This window comes from Neisseria sp. HMSC069H12 (assembly GCF_001812735.1).
Lineage (GTDB): Bacteria > Pseudomonadota > Gammaproteobacteria > Burkholderiales > Neisseriaceae > Neisseria > Neisseria subflava.
Genome location: NZ_KV810249.1, coordinates 1 through 17922 on the forward strand (window position 1 = coordinate 1; position 17922 = coordinate 17922).

The window sequence follows — 17922 nt, forward strand, 5'->3', positions numbered from 1 at the left end:
TACTGTAAACAACTCTACTAATTTCTACACATTATCAATGGTCATTTCACCATTTGCTTGCCCTGCAGGGGTTGTTTTACCCCCCTCCGCAATGGTTAAAAACCCATTTATAGTATGCTCTTGATTATCCGTGATGCTTGTAGCTAAGCCACTAGGCAGAACGTTGGTTCCGTTATGAGTGATACTCGCATTAGCAATAAGCGGAGCTGATAATAAAACTAATGTAAGTTTATTAAGCTTGAATTCCATTATTTTATCCTCGTTTTTAATTAAACAGAGCTCGAATCTTAGCACGACATATACCCCAACACAAATCAAAGGAGTGTTTCGGAAAAAACTGACAGAAAACTCACCGCACTTTTCTAATTAAATCCAAAAAGTGCGGTAATTTTTCAAGGTATATTTCATATAAAAAATCGCCTTACTGCGGAACAATAAGGCGATTTATTTTTAGATAAATAAGTCAGAATATTATTTTGCGTCTTGTGCCGGCGCTGCGACCGGTGCAGGATTAAATTTTTGTTCTAATTCGACACTTTGTTTTTGTAACTCGGCCATTGCATTTCTTAATACTTCAGCTTTTTCAGCATAAGCTTTTTGTTGCTCCGGTGTTTGTGTCGGGTTAGTGAAACTCATATTAGCTTGATCAACCAATAAACCACTCGCCAAGCTTAATACATTTTTGGTTTGCTCTTTGATAGATTTAATTGATTCTGCTTTTACATCTAATGCATCTAAGCTTGTAATTGTATCTTTTACTGATTGATTAAATGTTTCAATCGCTTCTTTCACTTTTTTCTCATCTTGAGCTTGAACTGCAGCCACCAAATCTTGTTGGAATTTTTGTTGTGATTGTAACTGTGTTTGTTCTTGTGCCTTGTTCCAAAAATTATGAATGGTGAAAACCGATTTAGCCGGACGACCTTTATTAAATAAATAGGCTGCGGTTAAACCGGCATGCGCCCCATTGGTCTTGGCGGCGGTTGTGGTGCGACGAGAGGAATTGGCTGATGAGATATCCGTGCGCGGCGTGAATTTGTACGCCTGAAAAGCCTGCCTGTTCGGCAATTTTGGCGGTTTGTACGAATTGTTGAATCAGCCCGTTGATTTCATCGGCAGTCAATTCGCGCGGCGGATTGATAAAGCCATCCATGCCTACCAATGGTACAGCGCTCGGCGCAAGCGGCGTTTTATTGACTACCGCAGGTGACTGTTTGCCAGCATGATTGATTTGCATGATGAGCAGCGTGTCGTTTTGCGTGCCGGCTTTCGCCCATTTTTTCAGCATCTCAAGCCCGCGGTCGTCTGAAATCACCACATCGTTTATCAAACCTTTGCCGCTTTCAGCGACCATCACATTGCCCGTTACCAAAACGCCTGCGCCGCCTTGCGCCCAAGTGCCGTGCAGGCGGACGAGTTTTTCAGACGGCTGGTCGTTTTGGGCAAGTTGCTCTTCCATGGCGGATTTGAAGATACGGTTTTTAGCGGTTTTGCCGTTTTGAAAAGCGAATGGCGTGAATAACATAATCGTTCCTTTAAGTTGATAAGTTTAAAAATGTAAACGTATTCAGGTAAAAATTAAAGGGTTAACGGATAACCCTATTTTGAAAGCGGGCAATTTTGAGCCATCAAATCGGCAAGCTGTTTCAACTTCGCCACCGCATCCGCCATGGCAATACTGTAAAACCGCTCTTTGCCGACCTGTTCCACCGCCACCGCACCGGCTTGCAACATAATTTTCAAATGATGTGACACCGCAGGGCGCGACAGATGCAGATGCTCGGTCAGCTCATTCACATTCATCCTGCCGTGTTCCCACAGCACGCGCAGGATTTGATGGCGGTTTTCATCGCCCAACACGGTAAAAATAGGAGTGCACTCGCGCATTAAATTCATGGTTTGCTGCGGCATATTCGGCTTCTTGAGTTTATACGTTTAAACATTTGAACGAATTTTAGCAGGAAAGATGGGGAATGTCAAAGGGAATTTAAGAAGGTTTTTTAAATCAGGATTATTTAACCTTAGCTGCTTAAAAGAAAAGGCCGTCTGAAAGATTTTCAGACAGCCTTTAAACCTTCATTAATATCACAACCTTAACAACATAAGCCTACAGTTGCTTTGCATGTTTCACACATTCTGTATCATCCAATGATATATTGCTTCAATTGCGTCATCTTCAACATTAAGTTTTGATAGGATTAAAATCAATACCCGTAATATAACGTTGTCCAGCATGAGCTTTAATGTGCACAACAATATCAATGGTCTGCCTAAGCAGGTTTTTAATAACTTCAAACTCCAGACCACTTCCTTCTGGTGATGCTTTTACCATTAATGCCAATTGATCCCATGTTTGTTCTGTGCTACCAGCATGGCAACTTGTAATAGATCCCGGGTGTCCAGATGCACAATTTCGAATAAAATAAAATGATTCGTCACCACGTAGCTCTGCTAGAATAATTCTATCCGGCTTCATACGCAGACAGGATTCCATACAACTTTTTGCCGTAATATTTGAACTACCTTGTCCACCTTTTGAGTAAAGCAAATGAACTACATTTTCATGAGGAATAAATAGCTCCCTAGCATCCTCAATGCTGATTAGTCTCTCACTTAAAGGAATGTGATTAACCAATGCTTTCATAAAAGTAGTCTTACCACTACCAGTTGCACCTGAAACGACTATATTCTTTTTATATTCAACGGCTTTTTTAAAAAATTCTTCGTAGTTCCGATTGTTCTTCAGTTCGACTAATTCCTTATCTTGAGGAGATAATTCTCCATTTAACTCAATAATCTGACTAAAAAAACCATCTTTACTATACTGACTTAAGCTTTTTGTATGTTTTGATGGCAAACGGATCGTAATTGAAGCTTTTCCTGCATCACAGGCAGGAGGAATCACAAATTGGGCACGTTGTCCTGTTGGAAATGTCAACGATACCATCGGCTCCGCTTCTGTAATTCGCTGACCAGTATTACTTTCATTAACAACAGCAGTACAGAACTGACGTGCCCTATCAAAGTTTAGCGTATTTACTTCTACCTTTTTCCATCCCTGAGAGGTTTCTAAAAATACCTCCCCTGGTCTATTAATACAAATCTCAGTCACATCAGGATCTTTTAAGAAAGAGGTAATTCCCAATACTTCATATTGATAATCTAAGAAATCCGCTGAAATTGTTGAGTTTAATTCATCCATAGTTAAAATAAATTGATTTAAAATATACAATTATAATGAAATTTAAAACTTGAGGAAGCTTTTCATTCGAGATTGAGAAACACCTATATTCCCTGCGCTTGTACTTGTGCCAACTGTTTTTGCTGTGTTTCTAATTCAAATTGCTGAGCTGTTACCTGTACCTTTATAAGACTTTCCTCTATCGGTGTAACTGCAGCTTTTTGCATATCCACAGAAGCAGTTCTTAATTCAGGAGCCTTGTCACCAATAAGAATCTGACCATTCTCTTTGATATTGATTAAAGAAGCCCCTCGCATCTTATTTGCATATCCTTCAGCAGCCAATGCCATAGCAATATTATCTAAGCTTCTTTCATCGTAGCTAATATCCTTTTTATTACAGAATTCAGTAAAAATTTGTTTACTTTGCTGATAGATATTTTGAGCATGTTGTGGGATAGCTTCCAACTTTAAAGGCTTCACAGATTGCATATTATCCCAATCGCCAGGAACAGGAGCATGCGCTATGTTGCTCTTAGGTTGATGTAAATCTTAGTACTCTCTATTCCTGTAGCAGAATGTAATCTAATACTATTACTATCTCTGACACCACTACTATATTGGCCTGTTTTCTTTTCTTGTAAATGAATGCCTAAATCCCCATTTTTGAAATTTTCAATTTTAAGACCATTTACATCTAATGTCCCCGTATTTCTATCCCATTCATATACCATTCCAGCACTACGGTAAACGAAACGGTTTGGCTGAGATAAATCACGTACACCACCCTGTAATATATAGCCATTCAATGATACTTCACCCTTGCCGTCTGAATCTCGGATAATATCTAAATTGTCAGCACGATATTTGTCATGTCCTTTACCACCAAACAATTTATCTCTTCCAGAATTACCGGCTAAAATATCATTACCATTACCACCAATTAATACATCATTACCACTACCGCCTAATAAAATATCATTTTGATTAGTACCTTTTAGAACATCATCTCCGGCATCTCCATACATATATGCCCCACTTTTTAAATAAGTCTTAGCCCTGCCTATTAATAAACTATCACGGCTATATGATCCATCAGCAACAATTTTATTGTTGCCCTTATTTCCAAAAGTGTCATAATTTGCCATATGTTTAACAAATACTTGTTTATCTTCCGGTTTTAAGAATGCCTCAGAAAAGTCTTTGGCAAAATTAGTACGGTTATTCAGAAAGTAATAAATATCTTTTTCGTAATAACTCAATTTAATAGATCCATTTTCTTCTGAATTTGGACGCATACCATACATATTTTGGCGAGCAATCAAATCCTTAACTTGCTCGAAAGATTTACCCTTGATATAAGGATAAAGATTACCGCTAATTTGAGTACTATAAGCACTTCCATTATTTCGCTCTTCATAAGCAATCATACGTGCTTCATTAAAGATAGCCTCTGCTTCTCCATAGCCTCGTGCTTGAGCATAAGCTTTAGCAGTATTATAGTAACTAGCAGATTTAGCCTGATATTTACCCAATCCATGTCCTATTTCATGGGCTACTGCTGTGGCAGTAGTATACTCTGTTCCTGGTCGGAAATAGATGTTTCTATCGTTAGGCTCATAATACGCATTACTCTTACTATTTGTGACTTTGAAAAAACTCTGTCCTTTACTGCTAAACTGATTAATCTGTCTAACCAGCTCATAATTTGCCTTTATCCTGTCCAATTCTGACATAGTAGGATTGAATTGTGTTTTTGTTTTATGGAAACCCAATATTTTTAATTGAGTTTCTGCTTTTTCGTTTAATTTAGTCATAATATATTAGTCTCAGTATCAATAACCCATCGGGCTCATTTCTGTATTACTATAAAAAGTAAATGATGTAATTGCTCCAGAACCGTTATTTGCTGCAATTATTTCACGACCGTTTTCACGCCAGTAGTAATCAACCAGCTCTTTAATTGGGTCACTTTCACGTCTTGGATAATAATCCCCATACTCAGGAGGCATTTCTTTCTCCTTAGGCTTCGGTAAAAAGTCGGGAAATCTGTTTTCTGGGAAAATACTTATTTTTTCTTTGAAATATTGTTTGGTCGGTAAAATAATGAAACTGGTTTGATATGAACTATATTGTACTGCCACATACAATCCGATAGGAGAAGCAAAATTTTCGAAATGATTATTGACATAACCTTCCACAACCGGGATTTTCCAAATATTTTCTAATTCTAGCGTATACATTGCATACAGGCAGTCATCTTTAAAGGCCGTATCATACATCTGCTTAATTAGATCATCCCGATTTTCTACTTTGTGCAACATACCTCGGCAACGATCGCGTACCTGTTCCATAGTTATTCCCTTTTGTATATTCTGTGTCTTAGAAGAATCCTTAATATTGTTATTACTAATCTGTGGAGTACAGGAAGTCACCAAGCATACAGTTAATATGGCTGTAATCACTGATAGTTTCATATAAATTCCTTTTTAGTCATTCTGCACATTTCATTTTCAGACGGCCTTGGACTTTTATTACTATTACCGTTTTCCTTTTAATGAGGTAACTTTCACCGCCCCCATCAGTCGTTTGGTAAATGTTCCATCTTGGTAATAACGGATTTTCCCCACTTGCGCCGGATGCGACATACCTTCGTAAAGGATAATTTCCTTATCTTGGCTCATTGCCTTTAACTCTTGCGGCAGCATTAGTGCTCGACGTTCTTCGCTTTCTGAGACACTACGTTCGCGTCCACGGCTGACATTTTTTCTTTTCACTGTGGTATAACCCAGCATTTCAGAGTATTCGTTTGCATCCTGCTGTTCTCTAGGTGTATAGATGATTTGCAAAGCATGGTTAGTGATAATAGTACGCGCATATTCTTTGCCATAAACAGCATCCAGCTGGGCAACTGATTGGATAATCGGAAATAGGCGAATGTTGTAACCTGCCATATAGCTGACAGAATGAGCAATAATTTCAACTTTACCGATACTTGTGAATTCGTCCATTAACAACATACATTGGTGTTTTAAATCTGGATTATCCTGAGGCAGCTCTTTCGTATTTTGGTTGATAAGTTGAGAGAAAAAGAGGTTAACAATGACTCTTGATTCAGCAAGTTTGTTAGGAAGAATGCCGATATAAACAGTCACTTTCTTTTTACGTACGTCAGTCAACAGAAAATCATCAGCGGAAGTGGCGGCATCAATGACGGGATTAATCCATGGGTTGAGAGGTTCTTTAAACGTACCCATGATAGAACCAAAGGTTTCTTTTTCCTGAGAGATTAAACCGGAAAAAGCAGTTTTTGTAGCCTCGCTGAGATATGGTTGTTGTGATAAAGATGTAAAATACTCCTTGAGCTCTGTTCCATTACCTGATGAAAGGCGATATATTTTCCCTAATGTACAAGCTGGCTCATTTTCTTTGCCCTCCACAGAAAAGTCAGCCATTGCTTCATGCTCATCAAAACAATAAAGTGAAAACGCCAAAAACGCATTTCTTGCCTGCGCTACCCAGAACTTATCACGGCTATCTCCATCAGGATATAGCATTGCAGCTATCGACATTAAATCCGATACTCGCTGGTCAGGATCAGAAGAAACATAGGTAAACGGATTCCAACGGTGTGTCCTTCCATCTTCGGCAAACGGGTTGAACAAATAGACTTCCTGACCTAATACTTCTTTGCGGTAGCCGCTAGTTAAATTGAAGTTCTCCTGTTTGATGTCCAAAACAACTACCGATCCTTTATAACTTAACAGGTTCGGAATAACGATACCGACACCTTTACCCGAACGTGTTGGTGCTGCCAACAATGCGAATTGCTGGCCATTGTAATGTAACAATTTGCCGTTGTATTTACCGACGACAATTGAAGTATCCGTTTGTTTGAAAAATCCTGCTTTTGTCAAATCAGCCATCCCGGCAAATCGTGCTTCCCCATGAAGACTTTGGGAAGCTGTACGCCAAATAGGAATTAAACCAAGCAGACCAATCAGAAAAGTAAAACCAAATCCAACAATTCCTGATGTTTTAATTTGTAGTGAATATTTGGCAACCTGAGGAATATCCAGCGTATTATAATATTTGAACCATGTTGTAAGTAGTAAGGGAGTTTTATCTAAGCCTAACCATTGCAGCAGGATAAAGCCTGAAAGGTAACAGCCTAATATGAAAGAAATTAATAGTAAAACTACCGTAATAATAGATTTGTTTTTTAGAGTCATTTCAATACCTGTAAGTCAAAGTAATAGATTATTTTAGCTTTCTAGTGAAGATATTAGTTTTCAGATAGCCTAAGGTTAAAGTGATGAGTGTATTATGAAATTTATCACTCTCTTTTAGTACTATCCTTGGCAGTTTCACTGTATGTTTGAACTAAATATTTTTTGCTTTTTTTGATAATACTTATGCACACTGCTCTATACAAACTCTTAGGGATACAGCTGGCAATAGAACTATAGATAATAGTAGGACGAGAGGCTTTATCAGCAATTATCCTTTATGATAAACACATAATGATTAGGCCGTCTGAAAAAAACAGACGGCCCTTTAAAATTACTGCATAACCGAACTAAAATCAATGTCCTGGGCAGTATAAATATTAATCAAGGTCCCTTGGTTGATCGTTACTGTATTAGGACGAGCATTATTTCGCTCAAGCTGGCTGATAGCCTGTTGCTTCAATGTATTGGCTGTATCACTCTCGTAAGGATTAGTGGTAGTCGATGTGTTGGTTGTAACTGTTTGTCCTTGTGGACCATATTCAGTAGCAGCATATTTAAAAGCATCTGAAATCATACTAATCAATAAAGCCGATGCCAAACGTGATCCCCAATGAGACTTAAATTTACCAACATGGCCAGCCGCACCAAGATTATCTACTCCAGGGGATTCTAGTGTTACATCAACGCCTTCTGGTGTTATGATTCGATTCCAAATGACCTCCATCCGCGGGCCAGTAGGATTACTGGAACCATATTGTCCCATTACTTTCGAACCTTTCGGCAACAAGAGATATTTTCCACTGGCAGAGTATACAGGCTCAGTGATGATACAAGATGTAAACCCTTTTACTTCAGAAACAATTTTAGTTTCTAATACACAGCGTAAATAAGTACCCTGCAAAAGTAATTTATCCCTGTTATGCATATAACGGACAGCATTAGCTTGAGCTATGCCTGCTCCCGATTCTTTCTGAGCAGCCTCCCCATCTTCAACAAATTTAGAATCCGTGTTGGCATACATATCCGCAGGCTGCACGGGAATATTAGGAATTATAGGCGGAGGGGTATCTATTATCGGTGGAGATAGTGTTTCTATTGGTGGCGTAACAGATTCGGTAGTTTTAGAACTCTCTGGATCAGTCATCTGCTCTTCCACTAAGTCAACCGGAGGTATCTGAGTAGCTTGAGGCTCCGGAGCAGGTAAATCTGGAACAGTAACCACCTGAGGACGTTCTGGAGGAGGGGCTTCCTCAGAGCCACTAAATTGATGGTAGGCAAATGCACCTAGTCCAGCCAGCCCAAAACCCGCAGCTACAATAAATGCAATAGCTTTTTTGTTGACTGTACGATCAACGGGGGCATTTAGCTGAGGAGCATTCTCCTCAAGTCCCGCTAGTTGTTCTTGCTCGTATTGACTTGAATATAAGTTTTGTGATGATTCACTATCTTTGTGATATTCATTATTTAGCTTATCAGACATTCTTAATTTCTCCTTAATCCAACTACATCATTTCCATGTCTCAAAACTAAGAATGGATAAGTCCCATGGACAATAACTACACTACCCTCAACATTACTGTTTAAAACAAACTCGGTTCCTTTCTCAGATTTCCGGCCATAAATGGTAGGAAAATCACCTGTGAATTTACCCTTATTCAAGTGAATATAGGTAAATCTACCATCATCATAGACCTTTAAAGGAACTAGCCAACGAGATGTGTCACTTACAGCCACATCATAATTAGTATTGTAAGTTTTAGAAGAATCATATTTCAGGCTATAACCAGCCAAAGTACTAGCACGAAGACTAAAATCTGTAGAATCGGGATATCTGAATTTAACTTGATAATTTACCCCCTTGTCTGAGGCTTCTGCCAAATTACCAACAACATTTTTTAAAACTTTAAGCTCAAAAATATATTGGTGAGCCTGGGTACGAACAATAAGATTAGTATCAACTGCATCAGACTTTGGACGCAGATAAAATACATTCTCTCTACGTACCAAATCCCATCCACCGCTTAGGCCTGCACCAAAATCTTTAACCTTTTCACGAGAATCAAGTTCAATTTGTGTAACTACACCCTGTGCAGTATGAACTGGATATGTCATATTTTCTTGAAACGTATACTCTTGAATAGCTGCAGCATAGACGCTTCCTTGCAACAACCACGATACTGCTGTCGCTAAAAACATTTTTTTTAACATTATTAATTCCCACTTTCAACAGATATAGGAGAAGTACCAGAAACATTATTGTCTAAAGATGTAGGAGCTTCTGACTGAGGAGTACTTTGCATTTGTTGCTGAGACTGACTTTCAGACAATGCTCCTACGGAAAGATAATCCGAGGATAAATCTTGAATAGCTGATTCACTAGCATCAGGATCAACACGATAAGACAACACTTGGAATCCTAGAGGATTTTTTAACCTATACTTTTCATCCATCTTCAAATTACTGTTATAAGTGTAGGTCAGAGTAGCAACATTACTATCTATGAATCTTGATATACCAGTACTCTTATTCAATAAAAATCTTTGGAATCTGACTGTCGCACTGGCATCACGACCATCAGCCTTTCCGCTATTATTAAGAACGATACTTAAAATTTTAACGCGAATTGACTGAGTTGACCCGTAAAGATTAAATGGACTATTCGGGTTACTTTTATTCATTAAGTTACGATAGCTATCTGATACTCCTGCCACCGACATAGAATAAACTGTAGCCCAGTCATTATCATAAATAATTTGGCTATCAAAAGATTCTCTAGCAATAATAAAGTGAGAAATATTACTCTTATTTACCGCCTCATTTTTAGTAATATCGAAATTATTCCAATTACCAGCCAACTTGGCAACTGTTGCCTGTCCTGTATAAATATCAGCCATGACAAGATAAGGTTCTTTTTCTTTCAACGGCAAGATATAAAATAACCCCCCGAGCAAGCACAAAGAAGAAAAAGTAGCAACACCGGCAACTACCCATGCCCTTTTCTCACTTTTCTTGCGGATATCGACTAGAGTCGTTTCGAAATCCAAAGATTTTTTGACAGCTTTTTGGATTTTATCATTAGTAGTATTTTTATTTGAGTTAAACATATATTCCCATTTTAGTTTTGAGATTTAACATCAGTTTTTACTGATTTCTCATGCTTTCTCTTTTCGCTGTTTTTTACAGCAGCCCCCATTTTTTTATGCGCCATAATGACACCATTCTGAATGTAGAAAACCATTCCACGATCCTCATAGAGTTTGGATAATTCACCTAACGCATTTTCAAGATTGGTATTTCGTATAGTCAATACCTTCTTATACAATGTAAAATCAAGCGTATGGTCATAAACGACAGGCATTTTTGCCTCTTCCCCCCAACGCTCTAGCAAACCTTTTACAGTCGTATCAAGTTGCGTCACTTGATAAACATGGGGCCTAACAAGAGGAATTTCAGTTACCTGATCTGGCAATTCATTTAATTGCTTCCATGACTTTGGAAAATCTGGAGCAGACTGGCTTGCGCAACCCACCACTAGCACGCCTACACCCACAGACAGCAACAACGTTCTTAAAAGAAACATACATAGCACCTTAATAAAACAACTGTAGTAACAACCAAAGCACCTTAACCAAAAGTTAAGAAAGACAATTTACGCTTGGTTATTTTTATTGATTAAAATCTTGTGAATTATTTTAATCTGTGCTAAATTTCGCGTCAATACAAATTCATATTTTCATCTCTACTATCATGTTTTTTTCCTGCACTGACTTAGCTGTTCCTCATGACGTCATGCATCATGTTGTGAGAGTTGAATCCTCAGGTAATCCATATGCCATAGGTGTTGTAGGTGGCCGACTACAAAGACAACCAAAAAATTTAGCTGAAGCAGTTGCTACTGCCAAGATGTTGGAACAAAAAGGATTTAACTTCTCCTTGGGACTAGCTCAAGTCAATCGATACAACTTGAAAAAATACGGATTGCATTCCTACGAACATGCGTTCCAAGTATGCCCAAACGTTAAGGCTGGCTCTCATATATTGCGAGAATGCTACAATCGTGCGAAAGACTGGGGAAAATCTTTCAGCTGCTATTATTCCGGCAACTTTGTAACAGGATATAAGCATGGATATGTGCAAAAAATTTTTTCATCCATGAGGCAAGGAAGAAAAACTCTTCCACAAAATGCTATCCCTGTCATCAGTAATACCTCAAATGCTCCTCGCACTATAGTACAAATGACAGCGCAACAGCCTAACCGCCAAAATTCGACAATCGCAACTAATCCACAATCATATCCGGTCACTGTCTCCAAAAACCGACATAACCTGCAAGACAATAACACTGCACCAAGCAATATTTATACAGATAGTGCAGCAGTCTTTTAGACAATACGATTTTTTTTCCACATCAACCTGTAATAAACATAGGAAATTTCAAATGAAAAACACTCAGATCCAAAAAAAATCCCGCTTTACTGCTGAAAACGTTGCAACAGCAGCTTTTGTTGCTGCAGCATTTTTAGCGCCAGCTGTAGGTATGGCAGCCGATGATTTCACCTCAGCTTCTGGTGGTGCATGTAAATTTATTAAAAACATCCATACCGTATTGAACTTGATGTCTGTCGCTGTCGTAACCATCGCCATTATCTTTGCCGGTTACCAAATTGCTTTTGCTCACAAACGCATTTCCGATGTCGCACCTATTTTAATTGGTGGTGTGTTGATTGGTGCAGCTGGTCAAATCGCAAAAATGCTGGTTGGTAATGCAGACTCCTGCTCTGCAGGTACAACTTCAGCAATGATGCAAGTATTGCAATTCTTCGCATAATTATTCATTATGCAAAAAAACATCGTTTTTCGAGGATGTACTCGTCCGGCAACCTTTCTCGGCGTACCCTATATACCTTTCTTTATAGGAGCCGGCTCAGGACTATTAATGGGAATGTACTTCAATTTGTTTTTTTTGCTAACCATCCCATTCATCATTCTGATTATGAGGCAGATGGCCAAGCGAGATGACATGATTTTTCGTTTTCTAGGCTTACGCCTGAAATTTAGGCTTAAAGCCAGAAATCGAGAAGAGTTTCCTGACACATGGTGCTTCTCGCCTAACGAGTACCGCAACAATCCTCCCAAACAATGACAACAAAACGTCCGACAGATATTTTTTTCTGTCGGACAATTCCAACACAAAAAACAAATAAAATGTTTACTCCTGACGCATCAATCAGTCAATTCGTATCCCTATCCACTCATGTCTCTCCAACCATTGTTAAAACCACTGGTGGAGATTACCTGACAACATGGCATCTAGCCGGCCTTCCCTTCGTAGGTCGTGAAGAATGGGAGCTTGAGCACAAACACAATACATTTAACCGTTTGCTCCAATCCTTGCGTGCCCCCGACTACGTAAATGTCGCCTTTTGGGTACATGACATTCGACGTCATCGTAATATCGATTTACGTCCTGAATTTCAAGAGTCTTTCAACCAAAGCCTCTCTGATCGTTATTTCTCTCGACTCTCCCAAGAAAAGCTCATGAATAACGAGCTTTACTTGACCATGATCTATCGCCCAGTTGTCGATGGCAAAAAATTCGTTGATAAATCGGGTAATATCGATCGTCTCAAAGCCGAGCAGGAACAAGCTATTGGTACACTTAACGAATTAGCAACCAACCTTGAAGCTGTTCTCAAAGACTACCATCCATACCGACTTGGTATGTACGAAGGTAAAAACGGGACTGTATTCTCTGAAACCCTCGAACTTTTCGGTTACATCCTTAACCGCGTTAACGAGCCAGTTCCCGTACTTCCTGCACCAGTTTACAACTACTTACCCCTCAGCCGACATCTCTTTTCTTCCAAAACCGGCGACTATATCGTACGTACTCCTGAGGGTAAAAACCACTACGGGGCCATACTCAACCTTAAAGAATATCCTGATGGTACCTACCCTGGGATACTGAATGGTCTCAAATATTTGGATGTTGAATACGTCATCACCCATAGCTTCAGCCCAATGAGCCGATACGATGCTATGAAAACCCTCGAGCGCACTCGTGGCATGATGATCTCTTCCGGCGACAAATCCTTTACCCAAATTGCAGAACTCGACCATGCAATGGACCAGCTGGCATCTGGCAATTTTGTCCTTGGCGGCTACCATTTTAGCCTTGCTATCTACGCCGACAGCCAAGAGCAACTTTCCCAAAACATTGCCTCTGCCCGAGCCGAACTTTCCAATGCAGGCTTTGTAACGACTAAAGAAGACTTGGCTGTCTGCGCCGCATATTATGCCCAACTTCCAGGCAACTGGAACTACCGCACCCGCATTGCCAACCTCTCATCGTTAAATTTCTTGGGCCTCTGTCCTCTTCACAACTTTGCCGTTGGTAAACGTGAGGGCAACCCATGGGGGCAATGCGTTACCGTTCTTCAAACAACCAATGGTCAGCCCTACTACTTCAACTTCCATGCAACCCTTGAAGGTGAAGATTCCGAAGGTGAAAAAGCCATTGCCAACACCATGGTTATTGGTAAGTCCGGTACAGGTAAAACAGCCCTTATCAACTTCCTCCTTAGCCAGGTACAAAAATACGATCCCAAACCCACTATCTTCTTCTTCGATAAAGACCGTGGTGCCGAAATCTTCGTCAGAGCTTGCGGCGGTGCTTATATGGCGCTGGAAAGCGGTCAGCCGACCGGTTTCAACCCCTTCCAATGCGAAAATACAGAGGCAAATGTCCAATTCCTCTGTGGCCTTATGAAGCAGTTAGGTGGCAAGGCGCACTATTCAGCAGCAGAAGACGACGACATCCTGCGCGCCGTCCGAGCCATGCTTGATACCCCAATGGCACTGCGCAGTATTTCCAACTTCCAAAAATCGCTGCCCAATACTGGCGACGATTCCCTCTATGCCAATATTCGCAAATGGACTCGTGGAAACAGCCTCGGCTGGGTCTTTGATAACCCTCAGGACAAAATCGACTTCAGTGGTGCCAACATCATCGGCTTCGACTACACCGATGTGATTGAAAACCCACAGGTACGCGATCCAGTCATCGGTTATCTTATCCATCGAATGGAAGAGCTTATCGATGGTCGCCGCTTTATCTACATCATGGATGAATTCTGGAAAATCCTTGATGGCGAAGGCGGCTTGAAAGAGTTTGCCAAAAACAAACAAAAAACCATCCGTAAGCAAAACGGTATGGGTATCTTTGCCACCCAGTCACCAGAAGACGCCCTCAAAAGCGACATTTCCGCCGCTCTGATTGAGCAGACAGCTACCATGATACTGCTGCCAAATCCAAATGCAGATAAAAAAGATTACATCGATGGACTGAAGCTGACCGACTCAGAATTTCAAGTAGTCAAAAGCTTGGATGAGCGCAGCCGCTGCTTCTTGGTCAAACAGGGTCATGCTTCCGCAGTATGCCAACTCAACCTGCGCGGATTTGACGATGAATTAGCAGTTATCTCCGCCAGTACCGACAACATCGACATCATGGACGGCATCATCAAGAAAACGGCCGAACGTCTTGGTGTCGGCATCGATGCGGTAAGACCGGAGGATTGGTTACAGACCTTCTACGATGAACGTAAGGGTTCTGGTAAGAAAGCAAGCGCCAATGTGATGCGCAACGCGGATTAGTCGTATAGACGAATAAACTCAAAGGTCGTCTGAAAGCAGCAAGTATTTCAGATGATCCTTACTGAAAAACAAAAAAACTTGGATACGTTTAAATAATTTAATTTAAGAAAGATTGTAAGCAAATGAAAAACACAATGAGAAAACTGGCTGCAGTTTTAGTGTGCGCAGGAATGCTGGGAAATACATCCGTAACGGCAACAGGTATTCCGGTATTTGATGGAGCAGCGATGACCAACGCGATACAGCAATTGATGAACTGGAAAGCTCGATTTGACAGTGTGTCTCGAGGATACTTAGACAATGTTAGTGGAGCAAATACAAATGTCAAACAATCTACTCAAGTAAAGAGTATGTTTGAACGACGCAAAAAAAAATGTAGAGCAATACAACGTGACAACCCTGCTTCAGGTACACTTTGTCTACAAATTACTAAACTGGAAGAAGAAAAGTACAAATTGTTAGTTACAATCGATGAAGAAATCAAAGGTGATTTCAAAAGAATCAACAGCAAAGTTTCTTCTCAAGGTAGTATGGCCAAAGAAAAAGACGCTCTTGGTGGTATATCGGGTATGCCTGGATTCAGTTTCTCAAATAAGGCAGGTAAGGCTGAGACTGCCGAAAATAACGTACAGATCCAAGTAAACGCCGTAATGGCTAAATATTATCAGTACAAAAATAATCTTGACACCCTAGATAAAGAGATTGAATACTACAACTCAATGCGCAAAATGCTGACCAAAGAACAGCTTACCGGTAGCAGTTTAAACAAAAAAATTACTCAAGTAACTACATACGGCAAACTGACTGAAGCTACGAATCGCTTTAGAGAAAAAGCAAAAGACGTAGTTGATGATAGAAAAGAAATCGAAAGCAAAACCAAACCGATCTATAAATCCAATTGAGTATAAGGCCGTCTGAACCGGATCGGTTTCAGACGGCCCAAACAAATCAATCATCCCATTGTTTTACAAAAATTAATCGAAAGCTCTTCTCATTATGATGGATTTACTCCTTTATACCGGCATTCGCGACTATCTTTATGCGCGAATCGGCTACTTTACCGAAGTAGTCTTATCTAAGAACTTAAATCTCGCCCTTACAATGGTTTTGGCATTGCTGACATTATGGATTATGGTTCAGGGCTATCTGATCGTAACAGGTCGGAGTCAGGAAGGCCTCAAAGGATTTATTTTTAACCTTGGTAAAAACTATGTTGTTATTGCCATTGCACTTGGGGTCTCCTTAGGTAGCAGCTTTAGCGTCCGTGTGTTGACTGATAATCTTGCCAATGGCATCAGTCAAGTTATGCATGGTAGTAACGATTTCGGCAGCGAGTGTCTGACCGAACAGACCTCCTATATTACCGGCTGTAAAATCGACTTAAACCTGAAAACAACTCAACTTGTCCTATCCAGCCTTTCTGCCATCGATACAGCAGATGACGACCATCTGGAAGATAAGCTTTCCGAAGCCAAATGGTTTGCCGGGGTAGGTACGGCAGGTCCAGCCGTCGTGGCAGGCACCATGCTCATCATGTACCGTATCGCGATTTCCCTGTTTGTCGGTTTCGCGCCTATTTTTATTTTATGCCTTCTGTTCAAAAGAACCGCTCCGCTGTTCCAAAAATGGCTATACTTCGGATTGGCTACCATCTTCTCCAGCGTCTTGCTCGGCGTCATGGCGGAGATTTCCATGGACTTGGTGGGTAACTTATTCGGCGGCGCGGCAGTCGGAAAATTTGTGGCAACCATCATCGGCGAAGGCGGCACTACCGGCATTATGGAAACCGTTACCCAGCAGCTGGGCTTGGGTCTGATGCTCTCTACCCTGCTGATTACCGTACCGCCTATGGCAGGCATGTGGTTTAACGGTGTGATGGGCAGCTTCAGCGCCTACTCGGTCATCGGTAATGGAAGTCGCCAAGAAGTACCACCGCATTTGGATGGTGGGGCAAGTAGGCAGATTAATTATAATGCGCAGAATCGAGCTAGCAATGCAGCCAATAATGGTAATTATGATTCAATTCCACGAAATACATGGACAACCGGTGGTATCCAGCAGACAGGAAGTACATCTACTGATGCCATGAAACAACCCGGACAACCTGGCAAAGGAAATAAGCCATCCTAATCTGGTATTTTTACATTCAAATATTAAATATCTAAGAAACAAAAGATTGGACTGATAATGAAAAAATTGCTTTTTGTATTATTCGGACTGACAAGCCTTAATATTTATGCTGCTGATCCCGTAACCAGAGGTGCATTGCAAAACAATCCGGCGCTGTGTCAGTATGGCTACAATCCCAACTGTACATCGTCTCGTCAGTATCAACAAAATCAACCTACGGAAATTGTTAATATCAATGTTCCTTCAAAATACGGAGCATGGGCAATCAATCCTAAAACAGGTATATCAGGTGGTGCACTTGAGATGGATTCACTTGAGGCTGCAAAAAAGCTGGCCATTAAAACCTGCGAAGAAGGTGGAACGAATAAACCGTGTAAAGTTCAAGCCTGGGTTCGCAACGGCTGTATCGCCGTTGCTCAAGCAAAAGATGGTTCAGCTTTTTTTGGCATAAACGACCCGGGTATGGCTGAAGCGGAGGCATTAAGAAAATGTCGAAAACGTGGAGCTTTACAATGCAGAATTGTTGTTACAGAAGGTTGCTCTATGCCAAAATTCTAATAGACCTAAAGCCGTCTGTTGTTCAGACGGCCTTTGATATCCTCCTCTATTTGCCATTCTATTTTAACGGATACGACATAATGAAACACTTATCCATTTTTGTTTTAACCGCTGTTCTGCTGCCGTTTTCTATACCTGTAGTCAACGCTTCAGATATTGCCGGCAA

At 40.5% G+C, this 17922-nt stretch carries 19 protein-coding genes; 6 read left to right on the forward strand and 13 right to left on the reverse strand.

Translation table 11 applies throughout. The features are described 5' to 3' along the window. Positions 1 to 24 precede the first annotated feature (24 nt). From HMPREF2872_RS03380 to HMPREF2872_RS03440, 13 genes are all read right to left on the reverse strand, one after another. The gene (locus HMPREF2872_RS03380; protein ID WP_070631215.1) at positions 25 to 249 is read right to left on the reverse strand and encodes a hypothetical protein; all 225 of its coding nucleotides are present in this window, start codon (positions 247 to 249) and stop codon (positions 25 to 27) included. Between the two features lie 222 nt (positions 250 to 471). Further along, positions 472 to 825, reverse strand: a complete 354-nt coding sequence (locus tag HMPREF2872_RS11970; protein ID WP_250590028.1) for a hypothetical protein — start codon at positions 823 to 825, stop codon at positions 472 to 474. Positions 826 to 928: 103 nt separating this feature from the next. Continuing rightward, positions 929 to 1525 (reverse strand): oxidoreductase, encoded by a 597-nt coding sequence (locus tag HMPREF2872_RS03390; RefSeq protein ID WP_283118976.1) that lies wholly within the window; start codon positions 1523 to 1525, stop codon positions 929 to 931. 74 nt (positions 1526 to 1599) lie between these two features. Beyond that, positions 1600 to 1911, reverse strand: coding sequence for an ArsR/SmtB family transcription factor (locus tag HMPREF2872_RS03395; RefSeq protein ID WP_070631217.1), 312 nt, complete (start codon positions 1909 to 1911; stop codon positions 1600 to 1602). A 271-nt stretch (positions 1912 to 2182) separates the two neighbouring features. Next, positions 2183 to 3202, reverse strand: coding sequence for a P-type DNA transfer ATPase VirB11 (gene virB11 / locus HMPREF2872_RS03400; RefSeq protein ID WP_049329383.1), 1020 nt, complete (start codon positions 3200 to 3202; stop codon positions 2183 to 2185). A gap of 83 nt (positions 3203 to 3285) precedes the next feature. Then, complete coding sequence (locus HMPREF2872_RS03405) at positions 3286 to 3648, reverse strand: hypothetical protein (protein WP_141752839.1); 363 nt, start codon at positions 3646 to 3648, stop codon at positions 3286 to 3288. Between the two features lie 56 nt (positions 3649 to 3704). After that, a complete protein-coding gene (locus tag HMPREF2872_RS03410; protein ID WP_070631220.1) occupies positions 3705 to 4997 on the reverse strand; it encodes a calcium-binding protein in 1293 nt (430 codons plus the stop codon). Between the two features lie 18 nt (positions 4998 to 5015). Then, complete coding sequence (locus tag HMPREF2872_RS03415) at positions 5016 to 5657, reverse strand: hypothetical protein (protein WP_283118977.1); 642 nt, start codon at positions 5655 to 5657, stop codon at positions 5016 to 5018. Between the two features lie 63 nt (positions 5658 to 5720). Further along, entirely contained in the window at positions 5721 to 7412 is a 1692-nt protein-coding gene (locus HMPREF2872_RS03420) for a type IV secretory system conjugative DNA transfer family protein (RefSeq protein WP_070631222.1), read from the reverse strand. A gap of 331 nt (positions 7413 to 7743) precedes the next feature. Further along, entirely contained in the window at positions 7744 to 8892 is a 1149-nt protein-coding gene (locus tag HMPREF2872_RS03425; protein WP_070631224.1) for a TrbI/VirB10 family protein, read from the reverse strand. 2 nt (positions 8893 to 8894) lie between these two features. Next, complete coding sequence (locus tag HMPREF2872_RS03430; protein WP_070631226.1) at positions 8895 to 9620, reverse strand: TrbG/VirB9 family P-type conjugative transfer protein; 726 nt, start codon at positions 9618 to 9620, stop codon at positions 8895 to 8897. 2 nt (positions 9621 to 9622) lie between these two features. Then, positions 9623 to 10516, reverse strand: coding sequence for a VirB8 family type IV secretion system protein (locus tag HMPREF2872_RS03435; protein ID WP_003683260.1), 894 nt, complete (start codon positions 10514 to 10516; stop codon positions 9623 to 9625). Positions 10517 to 10527: 11 nt separating this feature from the next. Then, positions 10528 to 10992 (reverse strand): hypothetical protein, encoded by a 465-nt coding sequence (locus HMPREF2872_RS03440; protein ID WP_070631228.1) that lies wholly within the window; start codon positions 10990 to 10992, stop codon positions 10528 to 10530. 167 nt (positions 10993 to 11159) lie between these two features. Here HMPREF2872_RS03440 and HMPREF2872_RS11230 point away from each other — a divergent pair, with 167 nt between their 5' ends. From HMPREF2872_RS11230 to HMPREF2872_RS03470, 6 genes are all read left to right on the forward strand, one after another. Beyond that, positions 11160 to 11798 (forward strand): lytic transglycosylase domain-containing protein, encoded by a 639-nt coding sequence (locus HMPREF2872_RS11230; protein ID WP_081451764.1) that lies wholly within the window; start codon positions 11160 to 11162, stop codon positions 11796 to 11798. A 52-nt stretch (positions 11799 to 11850) separates the two neighbouring features. Next, positions 11851 to 12240, forward strand: coding sequence for a TrbC/VirB2 family protein (locus tag HMPREF2872_RS03445; protein WP_003683398.1), 390 nt, complete (start codon positions 11851 to 11853; stop codon positions 12238 to 12240). A 377-nt stretch (positions 12241 to 12617) separates the two neighbouring features. Beyond that, complete coding sequence (locus HMPREF2872_RS03455; RefSeq protein WP_070631230.1) at positions 12618 to 15068, forward strand: VirB4 family type IV secretion/conjugal transfer ATPase; 2451 nt, start codon at positions 12618 to 12620, stop codon at positions 15066 to 15068. Between the two features lie 134 nt (positions 15069 to 15202). Continuing rightward, complete coding sequence (locus HMPREF2872_RS03460; protein ID WP_070631233.1) at positions 15203 to 15970, forward strand: hypothetical protein; 768 nt, start codon at positions 15203 to 15205, stop codon at positions 15968 to 15970. Positions 15971 to 16064: 94 nt separating this feature from the next. Further along, positions 16065 to 17198 carry a TrbL/VirB6 family protein gene (locus tag HMPREF2872_RS03465; protein ID WP_070631234.1) on the forward strand — a complete coding sequence of 378 codons (1134 nt, stop codon included), beginning with the start codon at positions 16065 to 16067 and terminating at the stop codon, positions 17196 to 17198. 57 nt (positions 17199 to 17255) lie between these two features. Beyond that, positions 17256 to 17756, forward strand: coding sequence for a DUF4189 domain-containing protein (locus HMPREF2872_RS03470; RefSeq protein ID WP_070631237.1), 501 nt, complete (start codon positions 17256 to 17258; stop codon positions 17754 to 17756). The last annotated feature ends 166 nt before the right edge of the window (positions 17757 to 17922 follow it).

Bases quoted from the DNA above. Each gene is read 5' to 3' on its own strand.
- HMPREF2872_RS03470 (WP_070631237.1), top strand. From the start codon at position 17,256: ATGAAAAAATTGCTTTTTGTATTATTCGGACTGACAAGCCTTAATATT.
- HMPREF2872_RS03430 (WP_070631226.1), bottom strand. From the start codon at position 9,620: ATGTTAAAAAAAATGTTTTTAGCGACAGCAGTATCGTGGTTGTTGCAA.
- HMPREF2872_RS03390 (WP_283118976.1), bottom strand. From the start codon at position 1,525: ATGTTATTCACGCCATTCGCTTTTCAAAACGGCAAAACCGCTAAAAAC.
- HMPREF2872_RS03395 (WP_070631217.1), bottom strand. From the start codon at position 1,911: ATGCCGCAGCAAACCATGAATTTAATGCGCGAGTGCACTCCTATTTTT.
- HMPREF2872_RS03410 (WP_070631220.1), bottom strand. From the start codon at position 4,997: ATGACTAAATTAAACGAAAAAGCAGAAACTCAATTAAAAATATTGGGT.
- HMPREF2872_RS03455 (WP_070631230.1), top strand. From the start codon at position 12,618: ATGTTTACTCCTGACGCATCAATCAGTCAATTCGTATCCCTATCCACT.
- virB11 (WP_049329383.1), bottom strand. From the start codon at position 3,202: ATGGATGAATTAAACTCAACAATTTCAGCGGATTTCTTAGATTATCAA.
- HMPREF2872_RS03460 (WP_070631233.1), top strand. From the start codon at position 15,203: ATGAGAAAACTGGCTGCAGTTTTAGTGTGCGCAGGAATGCTGGGAAAT.
- HMPREF2872_RS03415 (WP_283118977.1), bottom strand. From the start codon at position 5,657: ATGAAACTATCAGTGATTACAGCCATATTAACTGTATGCTTGGTGACT.
- HMPREF2872_RS03440 (WP_070631228.1), bottom strand. From the start codon at position 10,992: ATGTTTCTTTTAAGAACGTTGTTGCTGTCTGTGGGTGTAGGCGTGCTA.
- HMPREF2872_RS11230 (WP_081451764.1), top strand. From the start codon at position 11,160: ATGTTTTTTTCCTGCACTGACTTAGCTGTTCCTCATGACGTCATGCAT.
- HMPREF2872_RS03445 (WP_003683398.1), top strand. From the start codon at position 11,851: ATGAAAAACACTCAGATCCAAAAAAAATCCCGCTTTACTGCTGAAAAC.
- HMPREF2872_RS03435 (WP_003683260.1), bottom strand. From the start codon at position 10,516: ATGTTTAACTCAAATAAAAATACTACTAATGATAAAATCCAAAAAGCT.
- HMPREF2872_RS03465 (WP_070631234.1), top strand. From the start codon at position 16,065: ATGATGGATTTACTCCTTTATACCGGCATTCGCGACTATCTTTATGCG.
- HMPREF2872_RS03380 (WP_070631215.1), bottom strand. From the start codon at position 249: ATGGAATTCAAGCTTAATAAACTTACATTAGTTTTATTATCAGCTCCG.
- HMPREF2872_RS03425 (WP_070631224.1), bottom strand. From the start codon at position 8,892: ATGTCTGATAAGCTAAATAATGAATATCACAAAGATAGTGAATCATCA.
- HMPREF2872_RS03420 (WP_070631222.1), bottom strand. From the start codon at position 7,412: ATGACTCTAAAAAACAAATCTATTATTACGGTAGTTTTACTATTAATT.